The sequence below is a fragment of the Duganella sp. 1224 genome (assembly GCF_013408245.1).
Lineage (GTDB): Bacteria > Pseudomonadota > Gammaproteobacteria > Burkholderiales > Burkholderiaceae_D > Rugamonas.
On the sequence record NZ_JACBYS010000001.1, the window covers coordinates 226,234 to 248,492 of the forward strand.

The 22,259-nt window shown below is 64.2% G+C and carries 19 protein-coding genes; all 19 read left to right on the plus strand.

Annotated features, from left to right (window positions below):
* Positions 1-20 precede the first annotated feature (20 nt).
* The 19 genes from ispG to FHW58_RS01105 all read left to right on the plus strand — a co-directional run bounded on the left by ispG (position 21) and on the right by FHW58_RS01105 (position 22,259).
* A complete protein-coding gene (ispG, locus tag FHW58_RS01015; protein ID WP_179671239.1) occupies positions 21-1,280 on the plus strand; it encodes a flavodoxin-dependent (E)-4-hydroxy-3-methylbut-2-enyl-diphosphate synthase in 1,260 nt (419 codons plus the stop codon).
* Complete coding sequence (hisS, locus tag FHW58_RS01020; protein WP_179671240.1) at positions 1,273-2,616, plus strand: histidine--tRNA ligase; 1,344 nt, start codon at positions 1,273-1,275, stop codon at positions 2,614-2,616. Before ispG ends, hisS begins: the two co-directional genes overlap by 8 nt.
* A 30-nt stretch (positions 2,617-2,646) precedes the next feature.
* The gene (locus FHW58_RS01025; protein ID WP_179671241.1) at positions 2,647-3,300 is read left to right on the plus strand and encodes a tetratricopeptide repeat protein; all 654 of its coding nucleotides are present in this window, start codon (positions 2,647-2,649) and stop codon (positions 3,298-3,300) included.
* Between the two features lie 31 nt (positions 3,301-3,331).
* Positions 3,332-4,471 carry an outer membrane protein assembly factor BamB gene (bamB, locus tag FHW58_RS01030; protein WP_179671242.1) on the plus strand — a complete coding sequence of 380 codons (1,140 nt, stop codon included), beginning with the start codon at positions 3,332-3,334 and terminating at the stop codon, positions 4,469-4,471.
* Between the two features lie 3 nt (positions 4,472-4,474).
* Positions 4,475-5,821: a ribosome biogenesis GTPase Der gene (gene der, locus FHW58_RS01035; protein WP_179671243.1), complete on the plus strand. Its 1,347-nt coding sequence runs from the start codon at positions 4,475-4,477 to the stop codon at positions 5,819-5,821.
* A 320-nt stretch (positions 5,822-6,141) separates the two neighbouring features.
* Positions 6,142-6,378 carry an RNA chaperone Hfq gene (hfq, locus tag FHW58_RS01040; protein ID WP_072780809.1) on the plus strand — a complete coding sequence of 79 codons (237 nt, stop codon included), beginning with the start codon at positions 6,142-6,144 and terminating at the stop codon, positions 6,376-6,378.
* A 42-nt stretch (positions 6,379-6,420) separates the two neighbouring features.
* On the plus strand, positions 6,421-7,599 hold the full coding sequence (hflX, locus tag FHW58_RS01045) for a GTPase HflX (RefSeq protein WP_179671244.1): 1,179 nt from the start codon (positions 6,421-6,423) through the stop codon (positions 7,597-7,599).
* 17 nt (positions 7,600-7,616) lie between these two features.
* Positions 7,617-8,924: an FtsH protease activity modulator HflK gene (gene hflK, locus FHW58_RS01050; RefSeq protein WP_229265008.1), complete on the plus strand. Its 1,308-nt coding sequence runs from the start codon at positions 7,617-7,619 to the stop codon at positions 8,922-8,924.
* Complete coding sequence (hflC, locus tag FHW58_RS01055; RefSeq protein ID WP_179671246.1) at positions 8,924-9,832, plus strand: protease modulator HflC; 909 nt, start codon at positions 8,924-8,926, stop codon at positions 9,830-9,832. The genes hflK and hflC overlap by 1 nt, the downstream gene beginning before the upstream one ends.
* Before the next feature lie 209 nt (positions 9,833-10,041).
* Positions 10,042-11,202, plus strand: a complete 1,161-nt coding sequence (locus FHW58_RS01060) for an ATP phosphoribosyltransferase regulatory subunit (protein ID WP_179671247.1) — start codon at positions 10,042-10,044, stop codon at positions 11,200-11,202.
* 4 nt (positions 11,203-11,206) lie between these two features.
* The gene (locus FHW58_RS01065; protein WP_179671248.1) at positions 11,207-12,517 is read left to right on the plus strand and encodes an adenylosuccinate synthase; all 1,311 of its coding nucleotides are present in this window, start codon (positions 11,207-11,209) and stop codon (positions 12,515-12,517) included.
* Between the two features lie 12 nt (positions 12,518-12,529).
* Positions 12,530-13,075, plus strand: coding sequence for a phosphoribosyltransferase (locus tag FHW58_RS01070; protein ID WP_179671249.1), 546 nt, complete (start codon positions 12,530-12,532; stop codon positions 13,073-13,075).
* Between the two features lie 157 nt (positions 13,076-13,232).
* Positions 13,233-13,829 (plus strand): MarC family protein, encoded by a 597-nt coding sequence (locus FHW58_RS01075; RefSeq protein ID WP_179671250.1) that lies wholly within the window; start codon positions 13,233-13,235, stop codon positions 13,827-13,829.
* Between the two features lie 137 nt (positions 13,830-13,966).
* The gene (locus FHW58_RS01080; RefSeq protein WP_179671251.1) at positions 13,967-14,983 is read left to right on the plus strand and encodes a LacI family DNA-binding transcriptional regulator; all 1,017 of its coding nucleotides are present in this window, start codon (positions 13,967-13,969) and stop codon (positions 14,981-14,983) included.
* Between the two features lie 60 nt (positions 14,984-15,043).
* Complete coding sequence (locus FHW58_RS01085) at positions 15,044-17,896, plus strand: TonB-dependent receptor domain-containing protein (protein WP_179671252.1); 2,853 nt, start codon at positions 15,044-15,046, stop codon at positions 17,894-17,896.
* Between the two features lie 7 nt (positions 17,897-17,903).
* Positions 17,904-19,313 carry a glucoamylase family protein gene (locus tag FHW58_RS01090; RefSeq protein WP_218892611.1) on the plus strand — a complete coding sequence of 470 codons (1,410 nt, stop codon included), beginning with the start codon at positions 17,904-17,906 and terminating at the stop codon, positions 19,311-19,313.
* Positions 19,314-19,321: 8 nt separating this feature from the next.
* The gene (locus FHW58_RS01095) at positions 19,322-20,575 is read left to right on the plus strand and encodes a sugar ABC transporter substrate-binding protein (RefSeq protein ID WP_218892612.1); all 1,254 of its coding nucleotides are present in this window, start codon (positions 19,322-19,324) and stop codon (positions 20,573-20,575) included.
* Positions 20,572-21,447 carry a carbohydrate ABC transporter permease gene (locus FHW58_RS01100; RefSeq protein ID WP_179671255.1) on the plus strand — a complete coding sequence of 292 codons (876 nt, stop codon included), beginning with the start codon at positions 20,572-20,574 and terminating at the stop codon, positions 21,445-21,447. The genes FHW58_RS01095 and FHW58_RS01100 overlap by 4 nt, the downstream gene beginning before the upstream one ends.
* Complete coding sequence (locus FHW58_RS01105; RefSeq protein ID WP_179671256.1) at positions 21,444-22,259, plus strand: carbohydrate ABC transporter permease; 816 nt, start codon at positions 21,444-21,446, stop codon at positions 22,257-22,259. The genes FHW58_RS01100 and FHW58_RS01105 overlap by 4 nt, the downstream gene beginning before the upstream one ends.

A 22,259-nucleotide genomic window follows, 5' to 3' on the forward strand; every position in this document is an offset into this window, starting at 1 on the left:
AAGAACAGAGTTAGAACATCATGACGCAAACTGCTATTCCATCGGGACCAGCCGACCGCCGCGCCAGCCGCCGCGTGCTGATCCAGCACGGCGAGCGCAAAATCTGGGTCGGCGGCGACGCGCCGGTGGTGGTGCAGTCGATGACCAACACCGACACCGCCAACGCCATCGAAACCGCGATCCAGATCCGCGACCTGGCGCGCGCCGGCTCGGAACTGGTGCGCCTGACCGTGGACCGTCCGGAATCGGCCGAAGCGATTCCGTACATCCGCGATCAGCTGGACAAGATGGGCGTCGACGTGCCGCTGGTCGGCGACTTCCACTACAACGGCCACACGCTGTTGCAGGACTATCCGGAGTGCGCCAAGGCGCTGTCCAAGTACCGCATCAATCCGGGCAACGTCGGCAAGGGCGCCAAGCGCGACACCCAGTTCGCGCAGATGATCGAAGTGGCGGCGCGCCACGACAAGCCGGTGCGCATCGGCGTCAACTGGGGCAGCCTGGATCAGGCGCTGCTGGCGCGCATCATGGACGAAAACGCCGTGCGCGACAATCCATGGACCGCGCAGCAGGTGATGTATGAGGCGCTGATCACCTCGGCCATCGAGAACGCGCAGCGCGCCGAGGAACTGGGCCTGGCGCGCGACAAGATCATCCTGTCGTGCAAGGTCTCGGGCGTGCAGGATCTGATCGCCGTCTACCGCGAACTGGGCAAGCGCTGCGACTACCCGCTGCATCTCGGCCTGACCGAGGCCGGCATGGGCAGCAAGGGCATCGTCGCCTCGACGGCGGCGCTGTCGGTGCTGCTGCAGGAGGGCATCGGCGACACCATCCGCATCTCGCTGACGCCGGAGCCGGGCGGCGACCGCACCAAGGAAGTGGTGGTCGGCCAGGAGATCCTGCAGACCATGGGCCTGCGCAAGTTCACGCCGATGGTGATCGCCTGCCCGGGCTGCGGCCGCACCACGTCCACCACCTTCCAGGAACTGGCGGACAACATCCAGACCTTCCTGCGCGACCAGATGCCGGAGTGGAAAAAGCTGTATCCGGGCGTAGAAGCGATGAACGTGGCCGTGATGGGCTGCATCGTCAACGGTCCGGGCGAATCGAAGCACGCCAACATCGGCATCAGCCTGCCGGGCACCGGCGAATCGCCGGCGGCGCCGGTGTTCGTTGACGGCGCCAAGGTGGCCACGCTGCGCGGTGAGCGCATCGTCGAGGAATTCCAGGAAATCGTACTGAATTACGTGAAGAAGAACTACAGCAAAGAATATGTCTAAAACTGAAAAAATCGTCGCCGTCAAAGGCATGAACGACATCCTGCCGCAGGACTCGCACCTGTGGCAGCTGTTCGAGAACACCGCGCAGTCGGTGGTGCAGAGCTATGGCTTCCAGCAGATCCGCACGCCGATCGTGGAAGACACCGCGCTGTTCAAGCGCGCCATCGGCGCCGTGACCGACATCGTCGAGAAGGAAATGTACTCCTTCGAGGACTCGATGAACGGCGACCAGTTGACGCTGCGCCCGGAAGGCACGGCCGGCGCGGTGCGCGCGGTCATCGAACATAACCTGGTCTACGAAGGCCCGAAGCGCCTGTGGTACACCGGCCCGATGTTCCGCCACGAGCGTCCGCAGCGCGGCCGCTATCGCCAGTTCTACCAGTTCGGCTGCGAGGCCGTGGGCTTCTCCGGTCCGGACGTGGACGCGGAAATGATCATCATGTGCCGCCGCCTGTGGGATGACCTGGGCCTGCCGGAGATCCGCCTGGAGATCAACTCGATCGGCGACGCCGAGGAGCGCGCGCGCCACCGCGTCGATCTGATCGCCTACCTGGAAAAACACGAGGACCAGCTGGACGCCGAAGCCAAGCGCCGCCTGCACACCAACCCGCTGCGCATCCTGGACACCAAGAACCCGGCGCTGCAGGACCTGGTCAACGCCGCGCCCAAGCTGATGGACTACCTGGGCGAGGAATCGCTGGCCCACTTCAACGGCGTGCGCAAGATCCTGGATCACGCCAACGTGCAGTACGTGATCAACACGCGCCTGGTGCGCGGCCTGGATTACTACAACCGCACCGTGTTCGAATGGGTGACCGACGCCCTGGGCTCGCAGGGCACGGTGTGCGCCGGCGGCCGTTACGATCCGCTGATCGCCTCGTTTGGCGGCAAGCCGACGCCGGCCGTCGGTTTCGCCATGGGCATCGAGCGCCTGCTGGAGCTGATGAAGGAAGCCGGCGAGCCGGACGCGCCCAACCAGTGCGACGTCTACCTGGTGCACCAGGGTGAAGCGGCGCAGTTGCAGGCCTTCGTGCTGGGCGAGCGCCTGCGCGACGCCGGCCTGGATGTGATCATGCACGGCTCCACCGCCGCCGGTGCGGGCAGCTTCAAGTCGCAGATGAAGAAGGCCGATGGCAGCGGCGCGTCGTTCGCCGTCATCATCGGCGAGGACGAAGTGAGCAACAACACCGCCGCCGTCAAGGCGATGCGCGCGGCCGAGGGCGAGCAGCAGCAGACCACGGTGCCGTTCGACGACGTCGTCGACTTCGTGGTGGACCAGATCACCGACAGCGGCGACCACCACCACCACGTGCACGACGAGCACTGCAACCACTAATTCAACCAACGATAACGGCAGACCAATACCATGGCATACGATCTTGAAGAACAAGAACAACTGGCGTCCCTCAAAGCGTGGTGGGACAAGTACGGCAACGCCACCACCTGGGTGCTGATCGCCGCGCTGGCGGCGTATTCCGGCTACACCTACTGGAAGTTCCGTGAACGTGACCAGGCGCAGCAGGCGTCGGCGCTGTACAACGAGCTGCAGACCGCCGTGGAAGCCAAGGACAACGCCAAGGCGCTGCGCGCGGCCGGCGACATCGAAAGCAAATTCGGCGGCACCGCCTACGGCGCCATGGCCGCGCTGGTCGCCGCCAAGAGCTCGTTCGACGCCAATGACCTGAAATCGGCCAAGGCCCAGCTGCAGTGGGCCGCCGACCACGGCGCCGACGAGTTCAAGGCGGTGGCCAAGATCCGCCTGGCCGGCGTGCTGCTGGATGAAAAAGCCTACCCGGAAGCGCTGAAGGCGCTGGAAGGCGATGTGCCGGCGCAGTTTGCCGGTGCCGTTGCCGACCGCAAGGGCGACATCCTGGCCGCGCAGAACAAGCTGGCCGAAGCCCGCGCCGCCTATCAGGCCGCGCTGGACGCCACCGACAAGAACAACCCTGGCCGTCAACTGATCCAGCTGAAACTCGAAGCGATCGGCGGCTCCGTGCCAGCCGCCAAAGGCGCAGCGTAAACCGACTCGTAACGATCAAGGCTTATAAATTATGCGTATTACCGAAAAAGTTGTTGCAGCAAGCGTGTTTGCGATGTTGGCCGGTTGTTCCTTGTTCGGATCCAAAGAAACCAAGAACCAGCCGGCGCCGCTGGTGGAATTGAAAAACGCCTCGCTGACGCCGCGCGTGGCGTGGAAGTACTCGGTCGGCAAGGCCGGCAACGCCGTCTTCACGCCGGCCGTGGTGGGCGACAGCGTCTACGTGGCCGACGCCGACGGCGTGCTGGTGCGCCTGAACGCGGCCACCGGCAAGGAAATCTGGCGCGTCAAGACCGGCACCGACCTGACGGCCGGCGTCGGCAGTGACGGCGAGGTGGTGGTGGTCGGCGGCGCCAAGGGCAAGGTGCTGGCCTACGACATCAACGGCAAGCAGCTGTGGAAGGCGCAGGCCACCAGCGAGGTGCTGTCGTCGCCGCAAGCCGGCGGTGGCCTGGTGGTGGTGCGCAGCGTCGACAACATCATCACCGGCTACGACGCCAAGACCGGCGAGAAGAAGTGGAACGTTACCCGCAACACGCCGGCCCTGACGCTGCGCAACGCGCCGGGCATGGTGATCGCGCCGCCCAACGCCTACATCGCCCAGCCGGGCGGCAAGCTGCTGGCGCTGGCGCTGGCCGCCGGCCAGCAGCGCTTCGAGGTGGTGGTGGGCGAGCCGCGCGGCGCCACGGAGCTGGAGCGCGTGACCGACATCGCCGGCACGCCGGTGATTTTTGAAAAAGATATTTGCGCGGTGTCGTACCAAGGCCGCGTCGCCTGCTTCGACGTCGCCACCGGCGCGCCAAAGTGGAGCAAGGCCGCTTCGTCCGACAAGGGCGTGGCGGTGGACCAGCGTTTCGTGTTCGTCTCGGACGACAAGGGCGCGGTGTCCGCATTCAGCCGTGAAAACGGCGCCAACGCCTGGAAGAACGACAAACTGTCCTACCGCGTGCTGTCGACCCCCGTGTCGTACGGCCGCGCGGTGGCGGTGGGCGACTACCAGGGCTATGTGCACTTCCTGTCGCGGGAAGATGGCGCATTTATTGGTCGTGTGGCGACCGACGGCAGCGCGATCAACGCTGATCCGGTCATCGCTGGCACGAATTTGATTTTCCAAACCCAATCAGGGACAGTGACCGCATTTGCGGTCGAGTAAAAAATGAAGCCGGTAATCGCATTAGTGGGTCGACCCAACGTTGGGAAATCGACCTTGTTCAATCGTCTGACCCGCTCGCGCGATGCGCTGGTGGCGGACTTGCCTGGGTTGACGCGCGATCGTCACTATGGCGAGGGCCGTGTCGGCGAACGTCCCTTCCTGGTCATTGACACCGGCGGCTTTGAGCCGGTGGCCAAGGAAGGCATCCTCCACCAGATGGCCAAGCAGACCAAGCAGGCCGTGGCCGAAGCCGACGTCGTGGTCTTCCTGGTCGACGGCCGCCAGGGCCTGACGCCGCACGACAAGACCATCACCGACTTCCTGCGCAAGAGCGGCCGTCCGGTGATCCTGGTCGTGAATAAATCGGAGGGCATGCGCTACACCGCGGTGGTGGCGGACTTCTATGAACTGGGACTGGGCGAACCGGCTGTCATTTCGTCCGCCCACGGCGACGGCGTGGCCGACCTGGTGGAGCTGGCGCTGGACACCGCCTTCGAGCAGCGTCCGGAAGACCCGGAAGAGCTGGAGAAGACCGACCGCGGCGTCAAGATCGCGCTGGTGGGCCGGCCCAACGTCGGCAAGTCGACGCTGATCAACACCCTGGTCGGCGAAGAGCGCGTGATCGCCTTCGACATGCCGGGCACCACCCGCGACTCGATCGAGATTCCATTTGAACGCGACGGCAAGAAGTACACGCTGATCGACACCGCCGGCATCCGCCGCCGCGGCAAGGTGTTCGAGGCCATCGAGAAGTTCTCGGTGGTGAAGACGCTGCAATCGATCTCGGAAGCCAACGTGGTGGTGCTGATGCTGGACGCGCAGCAGGACATCTCCGAGCAGGACGCCCACATCGCCGGCTTCGTGCTGGAAACCGGCCGCGCGCTGGTGATCGCCGTCAACAAGTGGGACGGCCTGGAATCGTGGCGCCGCGACGAGATCAAGATCGACATCGACCGCAAGCTGGACTTCCTCGGCTTCGCCAAGATGCACTTCATCTCGGCGCTGAAGGGGCAGGGCATCGGCCCGCTGATGAAGTCGCTGGACGCGGCCTATGCCGCCGCCTTCGCCGACCTGTCGACGCCCAAGCTGACCCGCGCGCTGATCGAGGCGGTGGAGAAGCAGGAGCCGAAGCGCAAGGGTTCGATCCGTCCGAAGATGCGTTACGCCCACCAGGGCGGCATGAATCCACCGGTGATCGTCATCCACGGCAACGCGCTGGACGCCATCAGCGAGCCGTACAAGCGCTATCTGGAAAAGCACTTCCGCGACACGTTCAATCTGGTAGGGACCCCGCTGCGGATCGAACTGCGGACCGGCAAGAATCCGTTCGCCAAATCCTCCGAAAAGTGACGTCGTCGGGCGCCGGCATCACGCGGTGTTCAGCGACGTCATTCCGGCGCAAGCCGGAATCCATGCGGCGCATCACCGGTCCGCGTTCGATGCATTCCGGCTGGCGCCGGCATGACACAATTTTTTCGCGTTTTTTTGCAGGAACTCCCTGCAAAAAAAACAAAAACAGGTTACAGTGGCTTAGAAGCACCACTTTTTACGTGGCGAGCGGTGTTTCAGCGAAAATAGTTTGACTTTTGGATGAGTTTTCGCTGGGCCACGTACTTGAAATCAAGCGTTTCGCCTCCACTTCCAACACAACAACATAAAATGGAGCTGTTATGAGCAATAAAGGGCAACTGTTACAAGACCCATTCCTGAATGCCTTGCGCAAGGAGCATGTTCCTGTATCGATTTATCTGGTCAACGGCATCAAGCTGCAAGGCCATATCGAATCGTTCGACCAGTACGTCGTACTGCTGCGTAACACCGTGACCCAGATGGTCTACAAGCACGCCATCTCCACCGTGGTACCGGCGCGCGCCGTCAACCTCAATATCGAAAACGAAGCGGAATAAGCATTTGCAGCATCGCTTTTTTTCACTTAGCCTGACCGTCGTATGCGCGCAGCTCTAGTCGGTATCGATTTTGGCCAGGGCGACTTTGCCGCCAGCGTCGAGGAACTGAATCTGCTGGCCCGCTCGGCGGGGGCGGAGCCGGTGACGGTCATCACGGCCCGGCGTTCGGCCCCGGACGCGGCTTATTTCGTCGGCAGCGGCAAGGCGGACGAAATCGGCCAGGCCGTGCTGGCGGACCGCATCGAAATCGTCATCTTCAACCACGCGCTGTCGCCGGCGCAGCAACGCAATCTGGAAAAGCGCCTGAACATCCGGGTGCTGGACCGGACCAGCCTGATTCTCGACATCTTTGCCCAGCGCGCGAAAAGCCACGAGGGCAAGTTGCAGGTCGAGCTGGCGCAGTTGCAGCACCTTGCCACCCGATTAATACGCGGCTGGACCCACCTGGAACGGCAGAAGGGTGGTATCGGCCTGCGCGGCCCCGGCGAAACGCAGCTGGAAACCGACCGCCGGCTGATCGGCGAGCGCGTGAAAATGCTGCGTTCGCGCCTGGCCAAGCTGCGCAAGCAGCACGAGACCCAGCGCCGTTCGCGCAACCGCACCCAGACCTTCTCGATCTCGCTGGTGGGCTACACCAATGCCGGCAAGTCGACGCTGTTCAACGCGGTGACCAAGGCCGGCGTGTATGCCGCCGACCAGTTGTTCGCCACGCTGGACACGACCTCGCGCCGCGTCTACATGAACGAGGAAGTCGGCCACGTGGTCCTGTCGGACACCGTCGGCTTCGTGCGCGAGCTGCCGCACCAGCTGGTGGCGGCGTTCCGCGCCACGCTGGAGGAGACCATCCACGCCGATCTGCTGCTGCACGTGGTGGACGCCGCGTCGCCGGTGCGCATGGAGCAGATCGAGCAGGTCAACCTGGTGTTGCAGGAGATCGGCGCCGATCACATCCCGCAGATCCTGGTGTGGAACAAGATCGACGCGGCGGGGCTGGAACCGTCCGTTGAGCGAGATGAGTATGATAAGATTTCTCGCGTCTTCCTCAGTGCCCGCACCGGGGAAGGACTGGACCTGCTGCGCGACGCCATCACCGAATGGGCCAAGGCCGCGCCCAACGCGCGCCTGCATCCGACCTACGACGCGCAACAAGAAGAATCAGAAGAATTAGAAGAATTGGAAGTAGAGAGCAGTCCCACCCTTACTGACGTTGGATCACACTAATGCGTGTCTCCTCACTTATGAAACGATTCGGCCTGAAGCTGTCGCTGAACGACCCCCGCTGGGGGAAGGACAACAAGCCGCAAGCCAATGAAGGCAAGAAGCCCGGCGAGGGCCCGCCAGACATGGAACAGCTGTGGCGCGACTTCAACCAGAAGCTGAACAACCTGTTTGGCCAGAAGCGTCCGCCCAACAACAATAACAACGACAACAACGGCGGCGGCGACGGCGGCAATCGTCCCGACATCACCGGCGGCGTGCGCGCCACGGCCGGCGCCATCGGCGCCGTGGTGGCGCTGATCTGGCTCGCCAGCGGTTCGTTCATCGTGCAGGAAGGCCAGACCGGCGTGGTCTACACCTTCGGCAAAGTCAGCCACACCACCGGCTCCGGTTTCAACTGGCGCTGGCCGTACCCGTTCCAGAGCGACGAGACGGTTAAGGTGTCGCAGATGCGCATGGTGGAAATCGGCTACCGTGGCAATATCAAGAACAAGCAGGCGCGCGAATCGCTGATGCTGACCGATGACGAGAACATCATCGACATCCAGTTCGCCGTGCAGTTCAAGCTGAAGGACCCGGTGGCGTGGCTGATGAACAACCGCGACGAGGAAGACACCGTGCGCCAGGTCGCCGAGACCTCGATCCGCGAAATCGTCGGCAAGAACAAGATGGACTTCGTGCTGTACGAGGGCCGCGACAAGGTCGCCTTCGAAACCCAGCAGCTGATGCAGCAGATCCTGGACCGCTACGCCTCCGGCGTGCTGGTGTCCAGCGTCACGCTGCAGGCGGTGCAGCCGCCGGAGCAGGTGCAGGTGGCGTTTGACGACGCCGTCAAGGCCGGCCAGGACCGCGAGCGCCAGAAGAACGAGGGCCAGGCCTACGCCAACCAGGTGATCCCGACCGCGCGCGGCGCCGCCTCGCGCCTGTTGCAGGAAGCCGAGGGCTATCGTTCTCAGGTGGTGGAAAACGCCACCGGTAACGCCTCGCGCTTCAAGCAGGTGCTGGTGGAGTACCAGAAGGCGCCGGCCGTGACCCGCGACCGCATGTACCTGGACACCATGCAGCAGATCTTCGCCAACACCTCCAAGGTAATGGTGGACGCCAAGAACGGCAGCAACCTGCTGTATTTGCCGCTGGATAAACTGATCCAGCAGGCCGCCGCCACCGACGCCCAAGCCGCCGCCGCGCGCGCCGCCGCGCAGGCCGCCGCCGGCACGCCGCCAGCGGTCAACCCCACGCTGCCGTCCGACCTGATGCCGTCGGTGGAAGTCAACCGCCAGCGCGACCAGCGCTCGCGCGAGTCCTTACGTGAACGGGAGAGCCGTTAATGAATCGCATAGCTAGTACCGTTGTCCTGGCGTTCATCGCGCTGATGCTGCTGTCGTCGACCGTGTTCGTGGTCGACCAGCGCAAGTATGCGATCGTGTTCGCGCTGGGCCAGATCAAGGAAGTGATCCGCGAGCCGGGCCTGCACTTCAAGCTGCCGCCGCCGTTCCAGAACGTGCTGTTGCTGGATAACCGCATCATGACGATCGAATCGCCGGACGCCGAGCGCTTCATCACCGCCGAGAAGATGAACATCCTGGTGGACAGCTTCGTCAAATGGCGCATCGGCCGCGGCGAGGCGCAGCCCAAGCTGTACTACGTCACCTTTGGCGGCGACGAGAGCCGCGCGCGCGACCGCATGTCGCAGATCATCAAGGCGGCGCTGAACGAGGAAATCACCAAGCGCACCGTGGCCGAGGTGATCTCCGGCCAGCGCGGCAAGGTGATGGAGGGCATTCGCGCCAAGGTGGTGCAGGAAGCCGCGCAGATCGGCGTCGAGATCATCGACGTGCGCCTCAAGCGCGTCGAGTATGTGGAGCAGATCAACAACTCGGTGTACGAGCGCATGAAAGCCGAGCGCCTGCGCGTGGCCAACGAGCTGCGTTCGACCGGCGCGGCGGAATCCGAAAAGATCCGCGCCGACGCCGATCGCCAGCGTTCGGTGATCCTGGCCGAAGCGTATCGCGAATCCGAGGAAATCAAGGGCGAGGGCGACGCCAAGGCATCGGCCATCTACGCCGAGGCGTTCGGCAAGAACCCCGAGTTCTACAAGTTCTACCGCAGCCTGGAAGCCTACCGCAGCACGTTCAAGAACCATGGCGACGTGATGGTGGTGGACCCAAGCTCCGACTTCTTCAAATACTTCAAGGGCGCCGGCGCCGGCGGCGCCGCCGCGCCAGCCAAGAAGTAACCCGAGGCTCCGCTTCAGGGTCAGACCCCGTACGGGGTCTGACCCTGCAGCCACAGGCCGGCGCGCCGCCCGCTGCCGATGCGGGGTGGCTTGTTCGCATCTTTTTCCCCTCTGAAGACGCGTTTTCGCGTAAAATATCAGGTTCGGCCCTCCAGTTAGCGGCCAAGGCCTGTGCGCCGCATTGTTCATTTTTTAATTAAATAAGTCCCATGCAGAATTGGCTGCTGCCCGAGAATATCGCCGACGTCTTGCCGTCGGAAGCGCGCAAGATTGAAGAGTTGCGTCGCCTGATGCTGGATAATTTCCGCCTGTACGGCTACGAGCTGGTCATGCCGCCGCTGCTGGAGTACCTGGAGTCGCTGCTGACCGGCGCCGGCGAGGACACCGACCTGCGCACCTTCAAGCTGGTCGACCAGCTGTCCGGCCGCATGCTCGGCCTGCGCCCGGACATGACCACGCAAGTGGCGCGTATCGACGCCCACCTGCTGAACCGCGCCTCGGTCACGCGCCTGTGCTACGCCGGCAGCGTGCTGCACACCCGTCCGTCGGGTCTGCACGCCACCCGCGAGCCGCTGCAGATCGGCTGCGAGATGTACGGCCACGCCGGCCTGGAGGCCGACGCCGAAATCCAGGAACTGGCGCTGGCCTCGCTGGCGCTGGCCGGTTTCACCGCGGTGCGCCTGGACCTGACCCACGTCGGCGTGCTGCGCGCGGTGCTGGAAAATTGCCCGGCCGCCCAGCGCGATCAGGCTAAAATCCATGCTGCCTTGCGCGCCAAGGATGTGCCGGACCTGCAGGCGCTGGCGGCCAACTACACGCCGCAAGTGCGCGACGCCCTGTTGGCGCTGCCGTCGCTGTACGGCGATGTCGAGGTGCTGGCGCGCGCCAGGGAGGTGCTGCCGGACCTGCCGGGCATCGCCAAGGCGCTGGCCGAACTGGCCGCGCTGGCGGCATCGGCGCTGGGCCGCGCCCAGGTGGCCATCGACCTGGCCGACCTGCGCGGCTACCAGTACGAAAGCGGCGCGATGTTCGCGCTGTACGTGCCAGGCTTGCCGAACGCGGTGGCGCGCGGCGGCCGCTACGATCACGTAGGCGAGGCCTTCGGCCGGGCGCGTCCCGCCACCGGCTTCTCGCTCGACCTGCGCGAGCTGGCGCGCCTGTTGCCCACCGCGGAACGCAAGCATTCGATCCGCGCGCCGTGGGGCAACGCGCCGGAATTGAAGGAAAAAATCGCCGAACTGCGCAAGTCCGGCGAAGTGGTGATCCAGAGTATGCCGGGTCACAGCCACGAACTGGACGAGTTCGAGTGCGATCGCGCGCTGGTGCTCGACGAGCATGGTAGTAACTGGATTCTTAAAAACTTAGGTTAATGTGATGTCAAACAAAAACGCAAAAAACGTCGTCGTCATCGGCACCCAATGGGGCGATGAAGGTAAAGGCAAAATCGTCGACTGGCTGACCGACCACGCGCAAGGCGTGGTGCGCTTCCAGGGCGGCCACAACGCCGGCCACACCCTGGTGATCGGCGGCGTCAAGACTGCGCTGCAGCTGATCCCGTCGGGCATCATGCGCCCGGGCGTGGCCTGCTACATCGGCAACGGTGTGGTGGTGTCGGTACCGGACGTGCTGCGCGAAATCGACAAGCTGGAAGCGGTGGGCGTGGAAGTCGCCTCGCGCCTGAAGGTGTCGGACGCCGCGCCGGTGATCCTGCCTTACCACGCCGCGCTGGACCACGCGCGCGAAGCCGCCCGCGGCGACGCCAAGATCGGCACCACCGGCAAGGGCATCGGCCCGGCCTATGAAGACAAGGTGGCGCGCCGCGCCATCCGTATCGCCGACCTGCTGAACGAAAAGCGCCTGGCCGAAAAGCTGGAAGCCAACCTGGATTACCACAACTTCGTGCTGGAAAACTACCTGAAGGCACCCAAGGTCGACTACCAGAAGACCCTGGACGACGCGCTGGCCTACGTGCCGCGCCTGCGCCCGATGGTGACCGACGTGTCGAGCGCGCTGTACAAGGCGCACAAGGCCGGCGCCAACCTGCTGTTCGAAGGCGCACAAGGCTCGCTGCTGGACGTCGACCACGGCACCTATCCGTTCGTGACCTCGTCCAACTGCGTGGCCGGCAATGCCGCCGCCGGCGCCGGCGTCGGCCCGAGCATGCTGCACTACGTCATGGGCATCACCAAGGCCTACACCACCCGCGTGGGCTCGGGCCCGTTCCCATCGGAACTGCCAACCGACGCCGGCGTGGGCCACCACCTGGCGCAAGTGGGCCACGAGTTCGGCACCGTGACCGGCCGCGCCCGTCGCTGCGGCTGGTTCGACGCCGCGCTGCTGCGCCGCTCGGTGCAGATCAACGGCGTGACCGGCATGTGCATCACCAAGCTGGACGTGCTGGACGGCCTGGAAACGCTGAAGCTGTGCACCGGCTACACCATCGACGGCGAAGCGGTCGACATCTTCCCGTCGGGCGCCGAGGAAGCCGCGCGCTGCGTGCCGGTGTACGAGGAAATGCCGGGCTGGAAGGACAGCACCGTCGGCGCCAAGACCATGGAAGCCCTGCCGGTTGCGGCCCGCAACTACATCAAGCGTATCGAAGAGTTGGTCGGCGTGCCGGTCGACATGGTATCGACCGGTCCGGATCGTGAAGAAACGATCGTGCTGCGTCACCCGTTCGCGTAATCAAGGAAAAATATGACCACCCCACAATCGAACGAAAAACACCTCTGGGTCACCTGGGACGAATACCATCGCCTGATCGAGCGCCTGGCGCTCAAGGTGCACGAATCCGGCTGGAAGTTTGACATGGTGCTGTGCCTGGCGCGCGGCGGCGTGCGTCCGGGCGACGTGTTCTCGCGCATCTTCGACGTGCCGCTGGCGATCCTGTCGACCAGCTCCTACCGCGAAGACAAGGGCACCGTGCAGGGCGACCTGGACATCGCCAAGTACATGACCATGACCAAGGGCCCGCTGAGCGGCAAGATCCTGCTGATCGACGACCTGGCCGATTCCGGCGTGACGCTGATGAAGGTGGTGGACCACCTGAAGCAGAACTTCACCGGCGTGACCGAAGTGAAGACCGCCGTCATCTGGACCAAGGGCAGCTCGGCCTTCCGTCCGGACTACCAGATGGAAGAACTGCCGCACAACCCGTGGATCCACCAGCCGTTCGAAGACTACGACGGCCTGCGTCCGCACCAGCTGGCGGCGTGGATCAAGAAAGGCGAAACGGCCGCCTAAGCCGCTTTGACAAGGGAGCCGCGGCTCCCTTTTTTTACCCCCAAACGAAGGGGTCTGACCCCTGCGGGGTCAGACCCCGGCTTTATCGGTGTGCGGGTTTCAAGGGTGCCGCATGCTGTCAAAGCCAAGCAATGTCAACCCCACTACACAGACGCCCATGACCCAAGACTTCTTCCAGACCTTCATCCTGCTGCTGCTGGTGACCGACCCCTTCGGCAACGTTCCGCTGTTCGCCAGCGTGCTCAATCCGGTGCCGGTGGCGCGCCGGCCGCGCATCGTCATCCGCGAATGCGGCATCGCTTTTGTGCTGCTGCTGATCTTCATGTTCTTCGGCCGCCACTTCCTGTCGGCGCTGCACCTGTCCGAAGTGTCGCTGCGCATCGGCGGCGCCGTGATCCTGCTGCTGATTTCGATCCGCATGATCTTCCCGCACCCCGACGGCGTGCTGGGCCGCGCCGATGGCGCCGAACCCTTCATCGTGCCGCTGGCGATCCCGGCGCTGGCCGGCCCATCGGCGCTGGCCACGGTGCTGCTGTTCTCGCGTGAAAGCACCGGCGAAGTGCTGGTGCACGTGGCCGCGCTGGCGGCGGTGGGCGTGATCTGGCTGATGGTCTTCCTCAGTGCGGAAAAGCTGCAGAAAGTCCTCGGCCCGCAGGTGATGACCGCCTTCGAGCGCCTGATGGGCCTGATCCTGACCGCGATGTCGATCGAAATGCTGTTGGGCGGCATCCGCGAATTCGTGAAAACATTATAAAAAAGCTTTGGTGCTCGCATGAAAATGCGAGTACACTTTATTTCACACCAATGTAACCGGTTACATTCGTTATCGAAGTTGCCGGTTTTATTTTTTGATAGCAATGTAACCGGTTACATTTTCAAAAAGGGCGATCTATGGCAGTGACCATCAAGGATGTGGCGCAGGCGGCGGGCGTGTCGGTGGCGTCGGTGTCGCGCGCGCTCAACGGCCACGCCAGCATCACCGACGACACCCGCAAGCACGTGCTGGAGGTGGTCAAGCGCATGCGCTACATGCCGCATGTCGGCGCCCGCAGCCTGACCACCAGCACCACCAACACCATCGGCGTGCTGCTGCCGGACCTGTATGGCGAGTTCTTCTCGGAGATGATCCGCGGTATCGACGGCGCGGCACGCCAGCGCGGCCTGCACCTGATGGTCTCCAGCCTGCACGGCGACGCCGACGAGGCGGCGCTGGCGCTGCGCGCCATGCGCGGCCGCGTCGATGGCCTGCTGGTGATGTCGCCGCACGTCGACGCCGCTTTTTTGTCCGACAACCTGCCGGACGAACTGCCCATCGTGTTGATGAACAGCGCCGCCGGCGGCACCCACTATCCGGCGCTGTCGGTCGATAACTACAGTGCCGCCCATGCGATGGTGGTCCATCTGGCGGGCTGCGGCTACCAGCGCATCGCCTTCATCGCCGGACCGTCCGGCAACTACGAGGCGCAGGAACGCCTGCGCGGCTATCACGCGGCGCTGGCCGGACTGGCGCCCGGCGCCGCGCCGCGCGTGTTTGCAGGCGACTTCTCGGAACCATCCGGCGAGGCGGTGGGGCGCGCGCTGCTGGCGCTGCCGGCGGGCCAACGTCCGCAAGCGCTGTTCGCCGCCAACGACATGATGGCCATCGGCGCGCTGCTGACACTGACGCAGGGGGGCGTGCAGGTGCCGCGCGACATGGCGGTGGCCGGCTTCGACGATATTCCCATCGCGCGGTACGTCAGTCCCGCCCTGAGCACGGTGCGCGTGCCCATCGCCGAGTTGGGCGTGCAGGCGCTGGAACGGCTGCTGTCCGCCATCGACGGCAGCGGCGCCGGCGCGCCAGCCAGCATGGCCACGCTGGCCGCCACGCTGGTGGTACGCGCCTCCACGGGAGAGTCCAGCACACCATAACCCCACCCGCAACACTGCAGTTCATGACCTAGATACATACAAAAAAATCAGGAGACAACCATGAAAACAGTAGCAACCCGCAATCCCGCATTGCGTCTTTCCGTCATGGCGGCCGCACTGGCCGCTGTCCTGCTGGCCGCCCCTTACGCCAGCGCGCAACTGAGCAGCGCCACGATTCAGGGGCAGGTCAAGCGCGGCGCCGCCGCGGCAGCCGGCACGCCGGTGTTGGCGGTCAATCAGCTGAACGGCTACGCCTACAACGCCGTCACCCGCGCCGACGGCAGCTACGTGCTGACCGGCGTGGCGCCGGGCACGTACCAGATCAAGGTGGGCGACCAGGCGTCGGAACTGGTCACGGTCAGCGTTGGCCAGACCAGCCAGGTCGACCTGCAGTTGCAGGAAGGCGTCACGCAAGTGGTCATCACCGGTTCGGCCACGCGGCGCGACGTCGCCGGCTCGGAAGTCGGCACCTCGGTGTCGCGCCAGCAGATCGAGAAGCTGCCGCAGGTGACGCGCAACTTCCTGTCGTTTGCCGACCTGGCGCCGGGCGTGCGTTTCGATGTCGACCAGAGCGGCAACGTCAAGCTGCAGAGCGGGGCGCAGAACCAGGACAACGTCAACGTCTTCATCGATGGCGTCAGCCAGAAGAACAATATTCTGCGCGGCGGCGTGTCCGGCATCGACTCCAGCCGCGGCAACCCGTTCCCGCAGTCGGCGGTGGCGGAGTACAAGGTCATTTCGCAGAACTACAAGGCGGAGTATGACCAGGTGTCGAGCGCGGCGATTACCGCCGTCACCAAATCGGGCGGCAATGAGCTGCATGGCGATGCCTTCTGGGACCACACCGGCACCAACCTGACCGCGCTCGATCCGTTCCAGAAGGACGCCGAGCGCCAGGGTATCGGCCGGCCGGCATCGTCGCAGGACCAATACGGCGTGACGCTGGGTGGACCGATCAAGAAAGACGTGGCGCACTACTTCTTCGCCTACGAGGGCAAGAAGATCGACAGCCCGCGCCAGGTGATCGCGCAGCGCACCGACCTGCTGCCGAATGCCGGCATCGTGCCCTCGCTGCTGGCGCAGCAGGGCGCGACGGTGTCGTCCTTCAAGGAAGACCTGTTCCTGTTGAAGGTGGACGCGCAGCTGACCGACAACCAGCGCGTGGAAGCGACGGCCCGCATCCGCCGCGAGACCGACCTGATTCCGGAAGATATGAAGCTCAGCGTGGCGGAGAATACCCTCAACCGCAGCAATGACGAGGACCGCTTCGACTTCAAGCACGAATGGAGCGGCAACGGCTGGCTGAACGAGGCGCGCCTGGGCTACGAAAAGTACACCTGGAATCCGCATTCGACGGCGACCAGCCCGTATATCCGCTACCAGGTCTCGCCCAGCAATACGGACAACAACGTGGTGGATGTGCTGATCGTCGGCGGCTCGCCCAACAACCAGTTTCGCCAGCAGAGCGGCCAGCTGCTGCAGGACGACCTGACCTACACCGGGCTCAAAGGCCACACCATCAAGGCCGGCTTCAAGGTGAAGCACATCAGCTACAACCTGTCCGGCACCGCGCGGGTGGTGGATCAGATCTATGAACGCATCGATACCGTGACCGGCCAGCCGAGCATCATCCGCACCGACCCGGCGATTCCGGCGTCCGGCGTGGATTTCGCCAACAACCAGTACGGCATCTACCTGCAGGACGACTGGCAGTTCAACGACAAGCTGCTGCTCAACCTCGGCCTGCGCTACGACTACGAAGACAATATGCTGAACGATAACTACGTCACGCCGGCCGACCGCGTGGCGATCTTCAGCCAGCAGGACACGCGCGATGGCGCGGTGGCCGGCCAGACCTACGCGCAGTCGCTGGCCAAGGGCGGTGTCAACATCAACGATTACATCAGCACCGGCAACAGCCGCAAGCCGTTCAAGAACGCCTGGGCGCCGCGTCTCGGCCTGTCCTACGACCTGTTCGGCGACCGCGCCTCGGTGCTGTTCGCCGGCTGGGGCCGCGCCTACGATCGCACCATCGCCAATCACGCGCTGGACGAGGCGCAGAAGAACGCGCAGCCGGGCGGCGAGGTCTGGCTGATCAAGAACGACCACAAGATGGCGTACACCGACCAATACAGCTTCGGCCTGCGCCAGGCCCTGGGCATGTGGAACGGCGAAATGGGCTACACCAATTCGCGCAGCCACAATCAGTTCAACTGGTTCGGCGGCAACCGCGATCCAAAAGGCGGCTGGGGCAATCAGAGCCCGATCGATCCGTTGTGGGGATCGGTGCCGGGCTACAGCACCCTGGTGCTGGGCGACTTCGTCAGCCAGGCCAAGACCGATTCGCTGTATCTGAAGGCGGACAAGCCGTACACCAAGGCCTCTACCTGGAGCCTGGGCGCCACCTACACCTACAGCCGTGGCGAGACGACCAACAAGGAGTGGACCAACAACATCTTCAACTGGACCTATGGCCGCTATCCGTATGCGTGGAATCCATCGACCGACGTCGAACGTCACCGGCTGGTGGTGGCCGGCGTCTCGGACGGCTGGCTGCCGTGGGGGCTGATGTTGTCCGGGAAGGTGATCGTGGGCTCCGGCCTGCCATACCGCATCACCGACTGCTCGCGCGGCTTTGACCAGTGCGTCTCGGCCAAGGGCAACGGCGACTCGTTCCACCAGGTGGATGTCGGCTTGTCGAAGGAGGTCGCGTTCCGCTTTGGCCGCGTGTCGTTGCGCGCCGACGTGCTGAATCTCTTCAACAGCATCAACTACGGCGGCTATGACGGCTGGGGCGGTGGACCGGGCAATCCGCAGAACCGCCTGGGCGGCGACAACAAAAACCTCGGCGTGCCGAACTCCGTGGGCGGCCCGATGCGCACCGTGAAGTTCAGCGCCCGTTATGCTTTCTGAGGTCCGCATGCGCCATCGTATTGTTTTGAATTGGGTGCTGGCTTGCTGCGCGCTGTCCGGCGTGGCGCCCGCGCTGGCCCGCGAAACCTCGCTGCCGCCGGTGTTCGACGACATCGAGCAACGCACGTTCCGCTTCTTCTGGGAGACCACCAATCCCGCCAACGGCCTGGTGCCGGACCGTTATCCGACACCGTCGTTTTCCAGCGTGGCGGCGGTTGGCTTCGGGCTGACCGCCTATCCGATCGGCGTGGAGCGCGGCTACATCACGCGCCAGCAGGCGCGCGACCGCGTGCTCGCCACCTTGCGCTTCTTCCGCAACGCGCCACAGGGACCGGGCAAGGGCACGGTCGCCAGCGGCCACAAGGGTTTCTTCTACCACTTCCTGGACATGAAGACCGGCTTGCGCTACAACGACAAGGTTGAACTGTCGACCGTGGACACCGCGCTGTTCCTGGCTGGCGCGCTGTTTTGCGAATCCTACTTCGACGGTAACGACGCCGGCGAGCAGGAAATCCGCAAGCTGGCGAAAGAAATCTATGAACGGGTCGACTGGACCTGGGCGCAGGCGCGCAAGCCATCCATCGCCTTGGGCTGGGAGCCGGAGAGCGGTTTCCACGGCTACGACTGGAAAGGCTACAACGAGGCGATGCTGATCTACGTGCTGGCGCTCGGCTCACCCACGCATCCGGTGCAGCCGGATGCCTGGCAGGCATGGACCAGCACCTATGGCAACAGCCTGGAAGGCAAGGGCGCCCAGGAACATCTGGGCTTCCCATCGCTGTTCGTGCACCAGTACAGCCATGTGTGGATCGACTTTCGCGGCATCCGCGACGAATACATGCGCGCGCGCGGCTACGACTACTTCGAGAACAGCCGCCGCGCCACCTATGCGCAGCAGGCGTACGCGATCGCCAATCCGCTGCGCTGCGAAGGCTACGGTCAGAATGTCTGGGGCATCACCGCCAGCGACGGTCCGGTGGACCAGGTGCTGGAGTACAAGGGCACGCAACTGCCGTTTCGCACTTACTCGGCGCGCGGCGTCGGCGGCCTGAAAGCCTACGACGACTGCACGCTGGCGCCGACCGCCGCCGCTGCCTCGCTGCCGTTCGCGCCGGAGATCGTGGTGCCGGCGGTGCTGGAGATGAAGCAGCGCTACGGTGATTTCATCTACGGCGAATACGGCTTCTACGACGCCTTTAACCCCAGCTTCAAGTACAACGTGCCGGTGTCACAAGGGCAGGTAGTGGCGGGCAAAGGCTGGGTGGACAAGGACTATCTCGGCATCGACCAGGGGCCGATCATCGCCATGACCGAGAACTACCGCAACGAGCTGGTATGGCGCGTGATGCGCCGCCATCCCGCCATCCGCCTTGGACTGCAACGCGCCGGCTTCACCGGCGGCTGGCTGGAGAAATGATGCGGCGTATGTCCATTGCGCTGCTGCTGTCGCTGCTGGCGTTGCTGTCATCCTGCACGCAGCGGCAGCAGCAGGGCGTGGTGCTGAAGTTCTGGGCCATGGGGCGCGAGGGCGAAGTGGTCACCGCGCTGATACCGGAATTTGAACGCGCGCACCCCGGTGTCCGCGTCGAAGTGCAGCAACTGCCCTGGACCGCCGCGCACGAAAAGCTGCTGACCGCCTTTGCTGGCGAAGTGATGCCGGATATTTTCCAGCTCGGGAATACGTGGATACCGGAGTTTGAAGTGCTGAACGCCCTGGCGCCGTTGGACAGCTATGTGGCCGCATCAGCGGTGGTGAAGCAGGACGACTATTTCCCCGGCATCTGGGACACCAACGTGGTCGATGGCAAGCTGTGGGGGCTGCCCTGGTATGTCGACACGCGCGTGTTGTTCTACCGCCAGGATTTGCTGACGCGCGCCGGCTTCGCCACGCCGCCGCAAACCTGGGCGGACTGGATCAAGGCGATGCGCGCCATCAAGCGCCTGGTCGGCCCGGACAACTACGCCATCCTGCTGCCCAGCGACGAATTCGAGCCGCTGCTCGCCTTGGCCTTGCAGCAGAACGAAGCGCTGCTGCGCGACGGCGACCGCTACGGCAATTTCCGCAGCGCCGGCTTCCAGCGCGCGTTGCAGCTATACGCGGACATGTACGCGCAGAAGCTGGCGCCGCTCAACCGCATCACCAATGTGTACCACGAATTCGGCATGGGCTATGTGTCGTTCTACATCTCGGGGCCGTGGAATATGGGCGAATTCAAACGCCGCCTGCCGGCGGAGCAGCAGGACGAGTGGATGACCGCCATCTTGCCCGGACCGGCCGGTCCCGCCGCCTCGGTGGCCGGCGGTTCCAGCCTGGTGTTGGCCGCCTCCTCGCGCCACAAGAAGGAAGCCTGGCAATTGATCGAATATCTATCGCGCACCGACACCATGGCGCGCTTCCATGAACTGACCGGCGATCTGCCGCCGCGCCGCAGCAACTGGGCCATGCCGCGACTGGCGAACGATGTGTACGCGCGCGCCTTCGCGCAGCAGTTCGAGCGGGTACGGCCCACGCCCAAGGTGCCGGAGTGGGAGCAGATCGCCACCGAGATGCGTCTGGTGGCGGAACGCGTGACGCACGGCGAACTGACGGTGGCGCAGGCCGCCGCGCTGCTGGACGCCAAGGCCGACCACATACTGGAAAAGCGCCGCTGGATGCTGGCGCGGAAGGAGAGGCGATGAATTCGCAACGTGCCGCCTGGTGCTTCGTGGCGCCTGCGCTGCTGGTCATCGGCGTGTTTTTCTTCCTGCCGGTGCTGGCCGCGCTGATCATGAGCCTGACCGATTTCGACATCTACGCGCTGGCCGATCTGCGCAACCTGCGCTTCGTCGGCCTGCGCAACTACGTCGAGCTGCTGCAAACGCCGCTGTTCTGGCAGGCGCTGGGCAATACGCTGTACTTCGTGGTGGTGGGCGTGCCGCTGTCGATTGCCGCCTCGCTGGGCGCCGCGCTGCTGCTGCATTCGCGCCTGACCTGGTTCAAGGGCCTGTTCCGCACTGCCTTCTTCGCGCCGGTGGTGACGTCGCTGGTGGCCGTGGCGGTGATCTGGCGCTACCTGCTGCACACCCGCTACGGCATGATCAACTACGGCTTGCAGGGACTGGGCCTGCCGGCGGTGGACTGGCTGAACGACCCGCAATGGGCCATGCCGGCGATTATCCTGTTCGCCGTGTGGAAGAATTTCGGCTACAACATGATCATCTTCCTGGCCGGTCTGCAAAGCATTCCGGAGGACCTGTACGAGGCGGCCGGGCTGGATGGCGCCGGCACCTGGCAGCAGTTCCGCTACGTGACCTGGCCGATGCTCGGGCCCACGCTGCTCATGGTGAGCATCCTCAGCATGACCGGCTACTTCCAGCTGTTCGCCGAACCGTATGTGATGACGCAGGGCGGCCCGGTGCAAAGCACGGTCAGTGTGCTGTACTTCATGTATGAACAGGGCTTCAAGTGGTGGAACCTCGGCGCCGCGTCGGCGGTGGCATTCGTGCTGTTTGCGATCATGTTCTGCGTCACGCTGCTGCAACTGCGCTTTGCCAAGGGAGGCGAGGTATGAAGCCGCGCGCCTTGCTGCTCAATGGACTGATGCTTGGCGCCGGCGTGCTGACGCTGTTCCCGCTGTTGTGGATGTTGTCCGCGTCGCTGATGGCGCCGGGCGAGTCCAGTGGTTTTCCACTGCGGTTTGTGCCGCAGTCGGCCACGCTGCACAACTACCGCGAGCTGTTCAGCCACGCCGGCATCGGCCAGTATCTGCTCAACAGCGTGCTGCTGTCGTGCGCGGCGACGGCGTTGTCGCTGCTGTTCAACGTCAGCGCCGGCTACGCGTTTGCCAAGCTGCGCTTCCAGGGACGCGACCGGATTTTCAAGGCGATGCTGGGCGCGCTGGTGATTCCCAGCCAGGTGGCGATGCTGCCGCTGTTCCTGCTGCTGAAGTATCTCGGTCTGGTAAACACCTATGGCGCGGTGCTGGTGCCGGCGATGGCCGGCATCTTCGGCATCTTCCTGGTGCGCCAGTACGCGTTGACGATACCGGATGCGTTGCTGGAAGCGGCGCGCATGGACGGCGCCAGCGAATTCCAGATCTTCCGCATCATCGTGCTGCCTTTGCTGACGCCGATCCTGGTCACGCTGGGGATCTTCACCTTCCTCGGCACGTGGAATGACTTTATGTGGCCGCTGATCGTGCTGACGGATAAGGATCTGTACACGCTGCCGGTGGCGCTGGCGTCGCTGTCGCGCGAGCACGTGCAGGACAATGAACTGATGATGGCCGGCTCGGTGTTGACCGTGTTGCCGGTGCTGTTGCTGTTCCTTGGCCTGCAGCGCTATTACATACAGGGCTTGCTGGTGGGGAGCGTCAAGGGATGA

Bases quoted from the DNA above. Each gene is read 5' to 3' on its own strand.
- ispG (WP_179671239.1), top strand. From the start codon at position 21: ATGACGCAAACTGCTATTCCATCGGGACCAGCCGACCGCCGCGCCAGC.
- hisS (WP_179671240.1), top strand. From the start codon at position 1,273: ATGTCTAAAACTGAAAAAATCGTCGCCGTCAAAGGCATGAACGACATC.
- FHW58_RS01025 (WP_179671241.1), top strand. From the start codon at position 2,647: ATGGCATACGATCTTGAAGAACAAGAACAACTGGCGTCCCTCAAAGCG.
- bamB (WP_179671242.1), top strand. From the start codon at position 3,332: ATGCGTATTACCGAAAAAGTTGTTGCAGCAAGCGTGTTTGCGATGTTG.
- der (WP_179671243.1), top strand. From the start codon at position 4,475: ATGAAGCCGGTAATCGCATTAGTGGGTCGACCCAACGTTGGGAAATCG.
- hfq (WP_072780809.1), top strand. From the start codon at position 6,142: ATGAGCAATAAAGGGCAACTGTTACAAGACCCATTCCTGAATGCCTTG.
- hflX (WP_179671244.1), top strand. From the start codon at position 6,421: ATGCGCGCAGCTCTAGTCGGTATCGATTTTGGCCAGGGCGACTTTGCC.
- hflK (WP_229265008.1), top strand. From the start codon at position 7,617: ATGAAACGATTCGGCCTGAAGCTGTCGCTGAACGACCCCCGCTGGGGG.
- hflC (WP_179671246.1), top strand. From the start codon at position 8,924: ATGAATCGCATAGCTAGTACCGTTGTCCTGGCGTTCATCGCGCTGATG.
- FHW58_RS01060 (WP_179671247.1), top strand. From the start codon at position 10,042: ATGCAGAATTGGCTGCTGCCCGAGAATATCGCCGACGTCTTGCCGTCG.
- FHW58_RS01065 (WP_179671248.1), top strand. From the start codon at position 11,207: ATGTCAAACAAAAACGCAAAAAACGTCGTCGTCATCGGCACCCAATGG.
- FHW58_RS01070 (WP_179671249.1), top strand. From the start codon at position 12,530: ATGACCACCCCACAATCGAACGAAAAACACCTCTGGGTCACCTGGGAC.
- FHW58_RS01075 (WP_179671250.1), top strand. From the start codon at position 13,233: ATGACCCAAGACTTCTTCCAGACCTTCATCCTGCTGCTGCTGGTGACC.
- FHW58_RS01080 (WP_179671251.1), top strand. From the start codon at position 13,967: ATGGCAGTGACCATCAAGGATGTGGCGCAGGCGGCGGGCGTGTCGGTG.
- FHW58_RS01085 (WP_179671252.1), top strand. From the start codon at position 15,044: ATGAAAACAGTAGCAACCCGCAATCCCGCATTGCGTCTTTCCGTCATG.
- FHW58_RS01090 (WP_218892611.1), top strand. From the start codon at position 17,904: ATGCGCCATCGTATTGTTTTGAATTGGGTGCTGGCTTGCTGCGCGCTG.
- FHW58_RS01095 (WP_218892612.1), top strand. From the start codon at position 19,322: ATGTCCATTGCGCTGCTGCTGTCGCTGCTGGCGTTGCTGTCATCCTGC.
- FHW58_RS01100 (WP_179671255.1), top strand. From the start codon at position 20,572: ATGAATTCGCAACGTGCCGCCTGGTGCTTCGTGGCGCCTGCGCTGCTG.
- FHW58_RS01105 (WP_179671256.1), top strand. From the start codon at position 21,444: ATGAAGCCGCGCGCCTTGCTGCTCAATGGACTGATGCTTGGCGCCGGC.